The sequence below is a fragment of the Castellaniella sp. genome (genome assembly GCF_034675845.1).
Taxonomy (GTDB): Bacteria; Pseudomonadota; Gammaproteobacteria; order Burkholderiales; family Burkholderiaceae_B; genus Castellaniella.
Window position 1 is genome coordinate 230,344 of sequence record NZ_JAUCCU010000002.1, and the last position, 13,387, is coordinate 243,730.

Below are 13,387 nucleotides of genomic sequence, written 5' to 3' on the forward strand. Positions count from 1 at the left end.
AATGGTGTGCACAATCACCGCATGAGTAGAAAGAAGTCGCGCCGCCGCCCAACAAAGCCCAAAAAGAGCGTCCGTAGCCGTAGTCGGGCGTTTTTTGTATCTTTCGCTGTATCGTTTGTCGTCGCCAGTTGCGCGATCAATCCGCAGCTTCTTGATCGGATTCCGATTGGTCCAATCCTGACAGAGATCGGATTGTCCAGCGCGGCACAGAGCCCAGCGCAAGTCGTGGCGACTGGCGCACGGATTCAAACCAGCTTTGGCCAGTGCCGCCAGTTCTTCCCAGGCAAGCAGCCGCCGAGCGTGCCGTCCGGCCCGGCGCTGCGAGAGCTTTGCTACGATGCCTTCGCCATTCTGTATAGCGGTCGGACGAAAACGTCGGTATTTGTTGCCCAAGGCCTGAATAGGGGGATGCTCCAGCAGGCCCAGGGCATCAGCCGAACGGATCGGTTTTTTGCGGACGCACGCCTGCCGCGATCCGAGCGCGCAGAGCTTGATGACTACCGAGGTTCCGGCTACGACCGGGGCCACATGGCGCCAGCCGGTGACATGCATACTAATGAGGCGATGGCGCAGAGTTTCAGCCTGGCCAACATCGTGCCGCAGGACGCCCAGCACAACAGGGAAGCATGGAGTCAGATCGAGGCAGACACGCGCAAGTACGTCATGCGGGCCAGGGGCAATGTCTATGTGTTCACCGGGCCTCTTTATATCGGCCAGCCGCAAACCATTGGGGCAGGGCGCGTGGCCGTGCCGACGCATCTATTCAAGCTGGTCTACGATGCGACGACAGGTCGATCATGGGTGCATTGGCATACCAATAGTCAGAATACGAAGGTCGGGCCGCCGATCAGCTATGAGGAGTTTGTGCGCAGGACGGGGCTGCAGTTGCTGGAGACTGCCTGAGTATCAGCGCAAGCGAGACGCCAGCAGTTAACATACATCACCATCCACCCGCTGCCCGATTCTCATGCCCCAGCCCCCCCATGTTTCGCCTTCAAATCAGCGTTTCCGTCTTCAGCATTTGCTGAAACTACGGGAAACGCAGATGGTTTCGTTGAGGATTTTGCTGCTGGCGGCGCTAGTGGGGACTTTAGCCGGGCTGGTGGGAGCCTTGTTCCAGCGTGGGACGGCTTGGATTTTCAGTGCCAGGCCTGCTTTCATTACTCAGCATCTGAGCGGCAGTTGGTTGCTGATTCCGGCTTTGTTTGCGCTGTCGGCCCTGCTGGCCATGCTGGCCTATTATCTTGTGCATCGTTTTGCGCCAGAGACCAGTGGTTCGGGTGTGCCAGAGATCGAGGGGGCTGTGCAGGATTTGCGTCCCACGCGGTGGCGTCGTGTGCTGCCGGTGAAATTCATCGGTGGCCTGGGTTCTCTGGGGTCCGGCCTGGTGCTGGGGCGTGAGGGCCCTACGATTCAAATGGGCGCGAACCTGGGGCAGATGATCACCGAGAAATTCAAGGTTCACGATGGTGATTCGCGGCATATCTTGTTGCTGGCTGGGGCGGCAGGCGGGCTGGCAGCGGCGTTCAATGCGCCCCTGGCCGGGATTTTGTTTGTCATCGAGGAAATGCGCCCGCAGTTCAAATATAATCTGATCTCCATTAAAGCCGTGGTGCTGGGGTCGGTCTGCGCCACGATCATGATGCGTTTGCTAAATGGCCAGGCTGCAATTTTGCAGGTGGGGCAGTTTTCCACGGCGCCGCTGAAGACTTTATGGCTGTATCTGGTGCTGGGCTTGTGCATAGGGGTGGCAGGGATTGCATTCAATCGCTGCCTGCTGTTCTTGCAGGATGTTTTCCAGCGTTTTTACCAGGGTAAATGCTTGCGGTTTGTCCTGACTGGCGGACTGCTTGGCGGGGTCTTTGGTGTGGTGGGCCTGTATATGCCGGCCATTGTTGGTGAAGGCTACGATGTGATCCATCAGACCATGGCGGGTGGTGTGGCCTTGCCCATGCTGGCTTTGTTTTTTGTGCTGCGGTTTTTTACCTCGACGCTCAGCTTCAGTTCGCGTGCGCCTGGCGGTATTTTCTCGCCCTTGTTGGCGCTGGGCACTTTGTTTGGCGGGGCATTCGGTTACGTGGCGCTGGATTGGTTTCCCGGCTATGGTCTTGAAGTCGGTGCCTTTGGGATTGCCGGGATGGGGGCCTTATTTGCAGCTACCGTGCGTGCGCCCATTACGGGGATTTTGCTGGTGTTGGAGATGACCGATAACTATCAACTGATCCTGCCCATGATTATTACCTGCCTGGGGGCGACGATAGTGGCCCAGTACCTGGGAGGGCGGCCCTTGTATACGGTGTTGCTGGAAAAAACGCTGGCAGCCAGCGCGCGCGACAAAGCCGCTGAAACGGGTGCCAGTGCATGATGTTTCTGCGCTATCCTGCAGACCATCGGGGTCGCGTCATGCAGCAAGGTTTTCCCCGCCTGAAGATAATGTTTGCCTGTAGAATTAGCGTCTAATAACCGCAATGACAACAACGTTATATATTTGCCAAAGGAGCACAGATATGGCCCTCCCGCAATGGACTGACCAGCAGGTCTTCAATCAGATGAACTCTGGCAGCACTTGGAACAATCAGGTCATTACCTATGCGTTTCCACAATTGGCCAGCCAATTCGGGCCGGATCTTGCCGACGAAGCAGCTGGGTTTTCGCCGATCAATGCCGCCCAGTTGCCCCTGGTCAACTTAAGCATGATGCTTTGGGATGACTTGATTGCGCCCCATATCATGCAGGGGTCTGTGCAGGCCGCCAATATTGCAGTCAGCAATACATCCAATACAGACGGCTACGCTTTTGCCCTTTATCCGAAGGATGGCGGCAGCGTCTGGTTTTCATCTAAGTACGAAAATCTTCAGGCACCTAAGGTCGGGGAAGACAGTTTCATCACCTTTGTCCACGAAGTCGGTCATGCCCTGGGTCTGAATCATATGGGGGATTACAACGGCGAAGACAATGATGGCCCGTCGTCCTATCAGGATAGCGATCTTCTGTCGATCATGTCGTACTACGGTCCCGGCATGAACGATGGTGAAGGCCAGGTTGCCTGGGGCAATTGGTTGGGGCATTCCGCCCAGACCCCCATGTTGAATGACATCATGGTGATTCAGGAGTTATATGGCGCCGATGTGACGACCCGGGCGGAAAATACCGTTTATGGTTTTGGTTCCAATATTCAGGGGCCCACCGCCCAGATCTACGATTTTTCCATCAACCAGCACCCCATTCTGACGATTTATGATGCGAGCGGAAACGACACCTTGAATCTTAGCGGCTGGGGCACCGACGGCATGGTGGATCTGCGGCCCGGCCATTATTCCTCGGTAAATGGCATGACGCAGAATCTTGCCATCGCCTATGGAACCATCATCGAAAACGCCATCACGGGCGCCGGTCATGATGTCTTGCGGGGCAATGCGGCCAATAATTACCTGGATGGCGGCGCGGGCTGGGATAATGCTTTATTCCTGGGCAGCTATGCGGACTACGGCCTGCGCTATGACGTCTTAAGCCGCGAGTATACGGTTCAGGATACGGTGGCAGACCGTGATGGCACGGATACCTTGCTGAATATCGAAGTCGCCGACTTCAGTGATTTTGGGGGGAATCTCAACGATCTGACCCCGGCGGTGCACCGTTTTTATAATACTGAACTGAATGCCCATTTCTATACGTCCAATAACGACGAGGCCTCGGCTGTAGCTCAGACGGGTGGCTTTCAGTACGAGGGCACAAGCTTCGAGCGTAGCGTCAACGGGGCGGATACCGTGTCTGTGCAGCGGTTCTTCAATGTAGATACTGGCGACCATTTTTATACAGCGGGTCCTGCAGAAGCGGATCATCTGCGTGAAGCTGGCGGTGCATGGCAATACGAGGGCGTTGCTTTCAAGGCCTATGCAACTAAGGTCGACGGTACGACGGAACTCTATCGCTTTGTCAATAAAGAGTCAGGTACGCACTTCTATACCGTCGATATAGCTGAGATGGACGCAGTCATGTTAAGTGGTTATTTCAACTATGAAGGCGTAGCCTTCTATGTGACTGCTTGATTCCAACTACCGCAGGTAATCAGAGAAAAACGGGCATTCTGGCAACAGAGCCCGTTTTTTTATGGGCGTATCGAGGCCATGTGGCAAGGGGAGACTCGTCACTATGCTGGCTTGCAGTCGCTAAAGCAATTCGACCTAGTAAGAAAAAAGCCTGCAAACAAAGTTTGCAGGCTTTTTAATATGGCGCGGCTGGCAGGATTCGAACCCACGACCCCTTGGTTCGTAGCCAAGTACTCTATCCAACTGAGCTACAGCCGCTAAAGAGGCGTAAATATAACATGTTTTTTAAAAGCTGTCATATAACGCTGTTTCCTGTGATGGCTGGACTGATAATCAACCCAACTTCACCAGCTGATCAGTGCCAGAAGGCAATAACCATGCCTGTGCAGGAAAGCCCACTACTATACTACGAATTTGCTGTTCTTGCATCAGACTAAAGGCCGTGGATAGCGCATCTGCCGTGGTGGCATCGTTTGCGCGCACGCTGACGCTGCGCCAGCGGGGGATAGCACTGCCTGTATGCGGATCGAACAGGTGGGTTTGAACCCCATGAGCGTCCATCAGGGTGCCGGAGCCGCTGGAGGTGGCCAGGGCCTGGTTGTGGAGTTCTATGGTGCTTAATAGCCTGCTTGTATCTGTTGGGTCCGCCAGGCCGGCACGCCAGGGGCGGCTGGGGTCGGGACGGCCCAGGCTGCGGGCTTCGCCCAAGTCGATCATGGCGTGTTCCAGGCCATTGGCGCGCAGTAGCTCGGTGACGCGATCAGTGATATAGCCCTGGGCAATGCCATTCAGGGTGATTGCCATGCCGGGGCGGGTCAGGCGGATGCGGTCCTGGCGGTTGTCGATCGCCTGGTAGTCGACTGTAGCCAGGGCTTGTCGGATGGTGTCTGGCTGAGCGGCTGCGGGATGCAGGCCCTGGCGCACATACCAGTCCCATAGCGGCTGGACGGTGGGGTCGAAATATCCGCCAGTCAGTTCGGCCAGGGCACAGGCTTCCGACAACAGACGGCACAGATCGGCGGGCGGGCGATCGAGCTGGCCGGTCCGATTTAGCCGTACCAGCGCGCTGTCGTCGCGGTACAGACTGAAGATCTGTTCCAGACGGTGGATCTCGCCGATGGCCAACTGGATCAACTGTTCCGCTTGTCTGGGGTCGGGGTGCAGCAACTGCATTTGTGCGTTTGCGCCCAGGGCAATACCGTGCCAGGTCGTCAGTGAGGGCAAGTCATCTGGGCGCTGCAGGGCAGCATACAGCGGGGTGGACCCCAGCAGGGCGGCACTGGCGGCGGCAATGCCCAGAAAACGTCGGCGGGTGGGGGATGTCCGGGTCATGATGAACCTTTGGGGGCGGTATCGGTATCAGTCAGGCGCAGGGCCGATGGGCTGGGTTCCTGGTAGCGCAGGATGTAGTCTTCCGGCACATCCTGAAAGCTAAGCACGCGACCACCGTGGCGCTGGGCGAAAGCCTGGGCGTCTTCGCTGCGGGCAAAGGGCAGGGCGTCGGGTGCGCCCATGCCGCCCACAGCGCGGCTTTCAATCAGAAAATGTGCCGTGCGGGCATCGATCCAGGCATCGGCGGGCGGATTTCCGTTGGGATCGGCCTGACCCATATCCTGCACGTAAATGGCCACGATGGTCTTGGGCTCTTCGGGCAGCAGGGTATAGGCAAAGACTTCACGGATGGTGGAAAACCAGACTGCCTGATCCTGGTCGCGCAGCAGGATCTGGCCCTTGGGGCCGATATGCTCGGTCAGGTTCATGCCGCAGTAATGCCCCACGGCCTGATCAGTCAGGAGCTGAGGCTCGGGCGGGGGGCCGGATGGGGCGCTGCCGCCACAGGCGGCCAGCAGCAGGCACCCTGCCATCGCAGCCGCCTGCAGCAGGCGGCGGGTTGTGATCAAGGTCATAGTGCCCTCCGGCCAAAGGCCCGGGCCGCCAGGGCCAGGGGGATGGCAATCCATAATAGTTGGGCCAGCAGCAGCCACCCCAGGGACAGACTGGCTTGTCCGCTGAGTCCCGCCATGCCGGCGAACATGGCGATATTTTCATGTCCGGTCAGGTTCAGCAGACGATAGACATCGGTGGGATTGAGCAACAAGATGATGTTCAGGATCGGGGCTGTGATCAGGCGGCCCTGATCGACGACCAGGATGCCCAACAAGGCCATGTCATAGATGACGACCAGGAATAGCCAGACGCCAATGGCAATGCCTGCGGCGGTCGGACGTTCCTGGACTAGCGCGCTGATCAGGTAGCCCATGGACAGAAAGGCCGCCCCCAGTAGTACGCTGGCGGCAATCAGCATGGCAAAAGGCCCCCAGGCGGATAAATCCAGCCCGCCAAAAGCCAGTTGCAGGGTCAGGCCGGCCACGCCATAGCCCGCGCCGATGGCCAGCGCCAGGATGGTCAGGTGGCCGCAGAATTTTCCGCTCATGACCTGGCGGCGGGAAATCGGATAGCTCAGCAGCAGGTTCATGGTGCCCCGGTCGATTTCGCCGACGATGGCATCATAGGACAGCAGCATGGCGATCAGGGGCACCAGGAAAATCGACAGGCTGGACAGGCTGACTACGGTGACGGTCAGGGGGTCGACCTTGACGCTGCCGGTAGGGGCGCTACCCAGAAAACCCAGTGACAGTGCCAACATGGCCAATAAGATAGCGACAGCCAGTACCCAGCGGTTGCGCAGGCCGTCGCGGATTTCCTTGCGCATCAGGATCAGAGTGGGGTTCATGTGTCCTCGCGCTGCAAGAAGTGGGCGTACATTTCGTCCAGCCCTGGTTGTTCCAGTTCGATGTCGATGACATGTTCCATGGCGTGTACTGCGCGCAGATGCTGCAATTTCTCGGATTGCGAGCAACTGAGTTCAATGCGCTGGGCGCTGATCTGGCGCCAGCCGTCCGGCAGCGAAATGGGATCGTGGCTGAGACTAAGCCGGATGCGCACGGGCAGATCGGCGTTGCGTCGCAGCTCGGCCAAGCTGCCATCGGCGATCTTCTGGCCTTTTTGCAGCACAATGACGCGATCAGCCTGGCCTTCGAGTTCGGCCAGCGCATGGGTGGACAGCAGAATGGCGGTCCCGGCGTCGCGCAATTCGCGCACGATATCGTAGAACAGCAGCCGCGAGGCGGGGTCCAGCCCGGTGGTGGGTTCATCCAGCAGCAGGATGCGCGGCTGGCCCAGCAGGGCCTGGGCCAGGGCCAGGCGTTGGCGCATGCCTTTGGAGTATCCGCCGACACGGCGGCGTGAGGCCTCGGCAATCCCCACGCGCGACAGCAAAGCGGCATTCGCCCGGGTATCCAGGCCTTTTAGCTGGGCATAGAAATCCAGGGTTTCGACACCTGTCAGCGAAGGGTGCAGGGCGACGGTTTCGGGTAGATAGCCGATCAGGCGGCGACTGCGGGCAGCAGCCCGGCTGCCTGCCAGTTCGCCCAGCACGCGCACTGTACCGGATTCGGGCCGGATCAGGCCCAGGATGAGTTTGATCAGGGTGCTTTTACCGGCACCGTTATGGCCGGCAAGAATCACACATTCGCCGGGTTCCAGGTATAGGCTGATGCGATCAACGGCGCACTGCTTGCCGTAGCGTTTGGTGACGCGGTGCAAATCAATCGGGGGTGCCGTCACAGTCATGGCAGGGCCTCGTAGCGGGTCCAGGTGGGGGTGATGGGGGCCGCCATTAAGGGGGCACTGTCGATCACGCCGCCTGGCAGGATGGCGGGAAATTGGGATTGGGCCCAGCGCACGATGGTCACGGCGGGGCTATTCAGCAGCAGGCGTGCATTGGGTGCGCGCCAGATGACTTGGTCGATCAGGCCGTTAGGCCGGTAGGCGGTGTCGCCGATGCCGTCGCCGTCCAGGTCGAAGACTGCGGCGTCAGACCAGTAATTGCCACGGCCTGCGTCAGACCATTCCAGGAATCGGGTGCCGACGTATTTGACTTGGTTGCGGTTGGCCACAAAAGCATTGCCGTGGATGCGGTTGCCATCGGACCCGGTGTAGTGCACGCCGATGTCGCAGTCCTGAAAATGATTGTCGGTCAGTTCGTTCAGATTTGCGTTGTAGACGAAAACGCATTTTTCCGCATCGACGATGACGTTGCCCTGAACCAGGGATTCATCGGTGGCGTTCAGCATCAGGCCCTGGTGGGTGCTGTGGACGGCGATGTTATCGCGGATCTTGAGACGGCGTGAGAACATGATGGCATAGGCAACTTCGTTGCCTAGCGACAGGTTGTCGCTGACCTCGCTGTCGTTGGTGTACATATAGTGCACCGCGTAGCGCAGATGATCGAATACATTGCGGCTGAAGACGTTTTCGCGGCTGTTATTGGAAAATATACCGTCTCGGCCTTCAGAGATATGGTTGTCCAGGACTTTCGATCCCGGTGCATTCCAGACGGTGACACCGTTGCCGCGTTCGTTGACGCGCAGGCCGGTGTTGCCGATGATGCGGTTGTGTTCGACCAGCGCGTCCTGGGCGCCCCACAGGTAGACACCGACGGAGTTATCCAGGATCTGGTTGTTTTCAATGTGGGCGCGGGCGGCGGTCTTGTCTAGGAAAATACCGGCGTCCATGTCGGACAGGCTCAGGCCTGAATGGCGCACGGTCAACTGCCTGAGGGTGACGTCGGGGGCCTGGACCCAAATGGTGCGGCCTTGGCGTTCGCCCGTGATGATGGCGCTGTGGTCCGATGGGCCTTCCAGGATCAGAGGCTTGTCGATGACCAGGTTGCCGGGGTAATCGCCGCTGGCCAGACGTAAGGTATCGCCTGGCGCGGCGGCCTGAATGGCCGCCTGCAGCGCCGTGCCGGACGGGACGTCCAGCACGGCGGCCCGCACCACCCCGCTGGCCGCGAGGGCCAGCAGCAGGGCGGCCATGTTGGCTGCCCCCAGACCGGGGATGGAACGGAAGATGCGCATGGTCTTTAGGCTTTTTTGGGCTTGACGTACATCTGACCCGACATTTCCATGTGCAGCGCGTGGCAGAACCATTGGCAGTAATACCAGTGCACCCCGGGGCGCGATGCCGTAAAGGTGATGGACGACGTGGCCTGTGGGCCGATTTCCATCGCCAGGCCGTAGCCGGTCAGGGTGAAGCCGTGCGTCAGGTCTTCAATGCGCTCCATGTTGGTGACAAATACCGTCACTTCGTCGCCTTCGTTGACTTCAAAGCTGGGCAGGCTGAAGACCGGCGCAATGGCCAGCATATAGACGCGCACCTTGTTGCCGTCGCGGATGACGGTGGAGCCGCCTTCCAGCGTGACGCCGTCTTTCTCTGCCTGTATGCGCGCGTCTTCCCACATGGGGTCATCGCGATCCCAGAGGTGCTTGGGACGGATCTTGCTGCGATGGACCAGCAACATATCGTGCGGTTCGGCGAAGCTGGGGCCATCGTGCACCAATTTCATCTCGTCGCCCGAAATGTCGATCAACTGGTCGTTTTCGGGCTTCAGGGGGCCGACGTTCAGGAAGCGGTCCTTGGAGAACTTGTTCAGCGAGACCAGCCATTTGCCATCGGCTTCTTTGGTTTCGCCCATGGTGGTGTGGTTATGGCCTGGCTGGTAATGCACGTCCAGCTTCTGGATGATGGGGTCGACGTCCTTGCCGGCGTAGGCTTGCTTGGCTTTTTCGATATTCCATTTGCACATCTGGCTATCGATAAACAGCGTGGTAAAGGCGTTGCCCTTGCCGTCGAAGGCCGTGTGCAAGGGGCCCAGACCCAGTTGGGGCTCGGCCACGACAACGTCGCGTTCCTTGATTTTGTCGTTGAACAGGTCGTCCAGCTTGCGCACGTCGATCACGGTGACGGTGGGCGAGAGCTTGCCGTTGAAGACGACGTGGATGCCGTCCGGGGCAGCGTTACAGCCGTGCGGCGAATTGGGCACCGGAATGTAGCGGGTGTATTTGGAACCCTTGCGCCCGTCGATGACCGGCACGCCGTTCATTTCCTTGTAGTCGCCGTTTTTCACGGCTTCTTCGATGCGGGCGATGTTGAATACCACGGCCCAGTCCTGCTCGTTGGCGGACATATCCGTGACGTTCAGGCCTTTTTCGGAGTTGTAGCAGGTGGCGAAAGAATACTTGCCCTGGTAGTCGGCATCGCCGTTATCCAGGTTGCCGTCCACCAGCACCTGCCAGGCGACCTTCATGGTGTCGCCATCCAGCGCGGTGTAGATGGCCCAGAAGTTTTTCTGGGGATCATCCATCACCGTGCCGTCATTGGGCAGGGGCACAATGTGCTCGCCGTTGCAAAACACGTAGCCGGTGCGCGGATAGCGCTGTGGGCGCAGGCCGTGGATGCCGTCGGCGTTGGGGATTTCGGTGATCTTGTCGGTCTTCATCACATCGCAGCGGATGCGGGCCACGCGGGTGTTGGCCTTGTCGTTGATGAAGATGTAGCGCCCGTCATAGGTGCCGTCGGTAAACGACATATGGGGATGGTGGGCATCACCATTGGGAAATACGCCGCCGATGGTGTCGACGAATTTCTTGGTGGCGGGCGTCAGGCCTTCGGTCAGAATCTTGCGGCTTTCATTGGTCTGGCCCCAGCCAGTGGCGCTGCACATATTGAAAACCGGGATGCGCATGAGTTCGCGCATCGAGGGCAAGCCCAGGATACGCACTTCGCCGGATTGGCCGCCGGAGCTGAACGCATAGTATTCGTCCAGTTCGCCGGGGGCGATCTCGATCGATTGATGGCTCTTTTTCTCGTCCTTGGCGTTGGCCGTCAAGTGCGTGGTGGTGCCAATGGCAGCAGCCCCCGTTAGGGCGGCGGTGCCGAGAAATCCGCGGCGGCTCAGGCCGGGCTTGTCATTGCTTTGGTCGGACATGAAGTTCTCCCAGGGGGGTAATGGCATAGTGGTTCTGGCATCTTTGCCAGAGTGGTCGCTATGGGTTTGAAGAAACCGGGTTGACGTCGGCCTCCGTGCGCGGGCGCACAGAGGGTTTGCGGCTGATGATGACTTCGCCGGGCAGGCCGGTATCGGCGGGCGGGGCTTTTTTGTCGCGTTTCAGCTTGGCGTTTTTCTGGATCAGGTGCGGGCAGCGCTTGTCGTTGTTATAGAGCTGCTGGCAGTTCAGGCACTGGATGCATTCGTTGGGGTTGATGTCGCCTTCGGGGTTGATGGCCTGGACAGGGCATTCGACCGCGCACAACTGGCAGGGGTTGCCACAGGTTTTGTAGCGGCGCAGCCAGTCGAAGATGCGCAGACGTGCAGGGATTGCCAGGGCGGCACCCATGGGGCACATATAGCGGCAGTAGAAGCGTTCGATGAATAGCCCCGGCACCAGCACCAGCACGGCAAAGATGACAAATGGCCAGTCCCGCACGAATTTCAGGATGATGGCGGTTTTGAAGGGCTCGATTTCCGCGAGCTTTTCCGCCAGGCCCAGTTCGTACATCGAGACGCCGAACAGCACCAGGAAAATAATGTATTTCAGGCCGGCCAGGCGGGTGTTGACGCCGTGCGGGACTTTGATCTGTGGCACCCGCAGAAGCTTGGCGAGCTTATTGATGAGCTCTTGCAGGGCGCCAAAGGCGCATAGCCAGCCACAGAAGGCGCCGCGATTCCAGAAGATGATCGACATGGCGGTGGCGACCCACAGGATGAACACAATGGGGTCCATCAGGAAGTATTCCCAGCTGAAATCCGTGCGCAGCGACGTGGTGAAGGTGAGTACATTGACCACCGACAGCTGGGCCTGCGCATACCAACCGATCCAGAACAGGGTGAAGATCAGAAAGCCTGTGCGAAAACGCCGGTAGAGCTTCTCGTGCCTGGTGAGTTGTTCCTGGAAGAAGAACACGCCGATCAGCAGTACCAGGGCGATCGAGATAATGATGATCTGGCCGGTCTTGGCGGCCCACATTTGCTTCCACAGCGCAGGCGCTTCATAGGCGGCCATGTCGTCGGCCGAAGCCGCCTGGGTCGCGTCAACCGGGGCTGTCTGGGCTGGTGCTGCTGGTGCGTCGACTTGTGTGAACGACTGGGGCAGCGTGTAGTTCAGGCTGAGCGTCGTGAAGGCCTTTTCCTTAACGTTGAGCACACGCTGCACGGTCAGTTGCAGGCGCCAAGGGGCGATGGGATCGAAGGTGGCGTCTGTGGGGACGGTAAACAGGGCGATTTCAGGCAGGCGGGGGGCGCCTGCGGCCATCAGATCGGCCAGGCGCTGGTGGTCCAGGTCGGTGAAGTGGAAGCTGTTTTCTTGTTGGACGACTTCGATGCGGTCGAAGACCCCGCCGCGCACATAGCCCGAGCCCTTGAAGGAATATTTGCCGGCGCTGGCCACCAGGATGGCGGATTGGCCTGGTGCCAGACGTTCCTGCAAGTACTTGTATTCTGTGTCGCCCAGCAGACTGCGGCCAATGGTGGGAGCGCTGACCAGGGCAACGTAAAGATCAATGAAAGTGTCGTTTGGATCGCCGGACTCGGGTTTGTCGATGGCTGCCTGACGGCCTGTTTTCTCAAATATCTGGTTGATGTCGGCGACGCTGACGTTCAGTTGGGTGACGGCACCAGAGGCCAGCAACTGATCCCAGGATTCCGTGTTGGTTTGCGACATGTCGACGCTGCGTTGTTCGACCGGTGCGGTCTGGGCCGTGCCGCTGCGGCCAATGCCATAGTCGCGCGCCACGGCCAATACCGAGCGCGTGATGCTGTCGCCCACCACCATCAGGGTGACGGTGGCGCCGCTGATGATGTCCACCGGGGGCGGGCTGCCGGGCTTGGGTGGATCTTTGACGTAGTTTTTACCGACGTAGCCCTGGATGAAGTGCGTGACCTTGGCTTCGGGAATGCCGATCAGGACGATGGGCTCGTGATGCTCGACCAGCTTTGCGCCGACGATTTCGCCATCCAGCGACAGGCCTACCAGAGTGTCGATGGGCTTGCTGGAGTAACCGCGGGTATTGACGATGTCAGTGGTGAGGTACACGTAGCCCAGCTGCTGGTTGCCGGCATAGGCGCGGGCCACCACGGGTTTGCCTTCGGGGGGGCCGATGCGATCAGCGCCAGGAAAGATCTCGGCGGGATTGGTTTTTTCCAGGAATGCACCCAGGCGCGGGCCGCCGCCTAGCGCCGTGCCGCTCTGGCCGAATTGATAGGCCTGGTGCTTGGTGTTGCTGGATGTCTGGGTGTCGGCATGCGCCAACGTAGTGCCCAGCCAGAAGGCGGCAAGCAACAGCAGCCATAGGAATCCGGTGGCGGGAAAACGGGAAGATAGCAAGGGCTGACTGGCGCGGTGCATGATGACAGGACTACAGGATCGTTGACCGGACCATCTTAGTAGCTAGGGGAAACCCTTGTGTTGAGCCATATCAAGTTGAAGCTTGAATTT

At 59.1% G+C, this 13,387-nt stretch carries 10 protein-coding genes and 1 tRNA gene; 3 read left to right on the forward strand and 8 right to left on the reverse strand.

Translation table 11 applies throughout. From position 1 onward, the window contains the following. Positions 1-21 precede the first annotated feature (21 nt). From VDP81_RS12720 to VDP81_RS12730, 3 genes are all read left to right on the forward strand, one after another. Positions 22-903: a DNA/RNA non-specific endonuclease gene (locus tag VDP81_RS12720; protein WP_416233269.1), complete on the forward strand. Its 882-nt coding sequence runs from the start codon at positions 22-24 to the stop codon at positions 901-903. Positions 904-967: 64 nt separating this feature from the next. Beyond that, positions 968-2,365, forward strand: a complete 1,398-nt coding sequence (gene clcA, locus VDP81_RS12725; protein WP_322997209.1) for a H(+)/Cl(-) exchange transporter ClcA — start codon at positions 968-970, stop codon at positions 2,363-2,365. A gap of 142 nt (positions 2,366-2,507) precedes the next feature. Then, entirely contained in the window at positions 2,508-4,049 is a 1,542-nt protein-coding gene (locus VDP81_RS12730) for a M10 family metallopeptidase C-terminal domain-containing protein (protein ID WP_323012533.1), read from the forward strand. A gap of 181 nt (positions 4,050-4,230) precedes the next feature. Here VDP81_RS12730 and VDP81_RS12735 read toward each other — a convergent pair. The 8 genes from VDP81_RS12735 to VDP81_RS12770 all read right to left on the reverse strand — a co-directional run bounded on the left by VDP81_RS12735 (position 4,231) and on the right by VDP81_RS12770 (position 13,297). Then, positions 4,231-4,307, reverse strand: a tRNA-Arg gene (locus VDP81_RS12735). Positions 4,308-4,382: 75 nt separating this feature from the next. Beyond that, positions 4,383-5,381 (reverse strand): FAD:protein FMN transferase, encoded by a 999-nt coding sequence (locus VDP81_RS12740; RefSeq protein ID WP_323012534.1) that lies wholly within the window; start codon positions 5,379-5,381, stop codon positions 4,383-4,385. Beyond that, the gene (locus VDP81_RS12745) at positions 5,378-5,956 is read right to left on the reverse strand and encodes a nitrous oxide reductase accessory protein NosL (protein ID WP_322997221.1); all 579 of its coding nucleotides are present in this window, start codon (positions 5,954-5,956) and stop codon (positions 5,378-5,380) included. Before VDP81_RS12745 ends, VDP81_RS12740 begins: the two co-directional genes overlap by 4 nt. After that, positions 5,953-6,783 carry an ABC transporter permease gene (locus VDP81_RS12750; RefSeq protein WP_322997222.1) on the reverse strand — a complete coding sequence of 277 codons (831 nt, stop codon included), beginning with the start codon at positions 6,781-6,783 and terminating at the stop codon, positions 5,953-5,955. The genes VDP81_RS12745 and VDP81_RS12750 overlap by 4 nt, the downstream gene beginning before the upstream one ends. After that, positions 6,780-7,682 (reverse strand): ABC transporter ATP-binding protein, encoded by a 903-nt coding sequence (locus VDP81_RS12755; protein WP_322997223.1) that lies wholly within the window; start codon positions 7,680-7,682, stop codon positions 6,780-6,782. The genes VDP81_RS12750 and VDP81_RS12755 overlap by 4 nt, the downstream gene beginning before the upstream one ends. Continuing rightward, positions 7,679-8,971, reverse strand: a complete 1,293-nt coding sequence (locus tag VDP81_RS12760; protein WP_322997224.1) for a nitrous oxide reductase family maturation protein NosD — start codon at positions 8,969-8,971, stop codon at positions 7,679-7,681. The genes VDP81_RS12755 and VDP81_RS12760 overlap by 4 nt, the downstream gene beginning before the upstream one ends. A gap of 5 nt (positions 8,972-8,976) precedes the next feature. Then, positions 8,977-10,881 carry a TAT-dependent nitrous-oxide reductase gene (gene nosZ, locus VDP81_RS12765; RefSeq protein WP_322997225.1) on the reverse strand — a complete coding sequence of 635 codons (1,905 nt, stop codon included), beginning with the start codon at positions 10,879-10,881 and terminating at the stop codon, positions 8,977-8,979. Between the two features lie 58 nt (positions 10,882-10,939). Next, positions 10,940-13,297, reverse strand: a complete 2,358-nt coding sequence (locus VDP81_RS12770) for a 4Fe-4S binding protein (protein WP_323012535.1) — start codon at positions 13,295-13,297, stop codon at positions 10,940-10,942. Between the last annotated feature and the right edge of the window lie 90 nt (positions 13,298-13,387).

Bases quoted from the DNA above. Each gene is read 5' to 3' on its own strand.
- VDP81_RS12740 (WP_323012534.1), bottom strand. From the start codon at position 5,381: ATGACCCGGACATCCCCCACCCGCCGACGTTTTCTGGGCATTGCCGCC.
- VDP81_RS12755 (WP_322997223.1), bottom strand. From the start codon at position 7,682: ATGACTGTGACGGCACCCCCGATTGATTTGCACCGCGTCACCAAACGC.
- VDP81_RS12750 (WP_322997222.1), bottom strand. From the start codon at position 6,783: ATGAACCCCACTCTGATCCTGATGCGCAAGGAAATCCGCGACGGCCTG.
- VDP81_RS12770 (WP_323012535.1), bottom strand. From the start codon at position 13,297: ATGCACCGCGCCAGTCAGCCCTTGCTATCTTCCCGTTTTCCCGCCACC.
- VDP81_RS12745 (WP_322997221.1), bottom strand. From the start codon at position 5,956: ATGACCTTGATCACAACCCGCCGCCTGCTGCAGGCGGCTGCGATGGCA.
- nosZ (WP_322997225.1), bottom strand. From the start codon at position 10,881: ATGTCCGACCAAAGCAATGACAAGCCCGGCCTGAGCCGCCGCGGATTT.
- clcA (WP_322997209.1), top strand. From the start codon at position 968: ATGCCCCAGCCCCCCCATGTTTCGCCTTCAAATCAGCGTTTCCGTCTT.
- VDP81_RS12720 (WP_416233269.1), top strand. From the start codon at position 22: ATGAGTAGAAAGAAGTCGCGCCGCCGCCCAACAAAGCCCAAAAAGAGC.
- VDP81_RS12760 (WP_322997224.1), bottom strand. From the start codon at position 8,971: ATGCGCATCTTCCGTTCCATCCCCGGTCTGGGGGCAGCCAACATGGCC.
- VDP81_RS12730 (WP_323012533.1), top strand. From the start codon at position 2,508: ATGGCCCTCCCGCAATGGACTGACCAGCAGGTCTTCAATCAGATGAAC.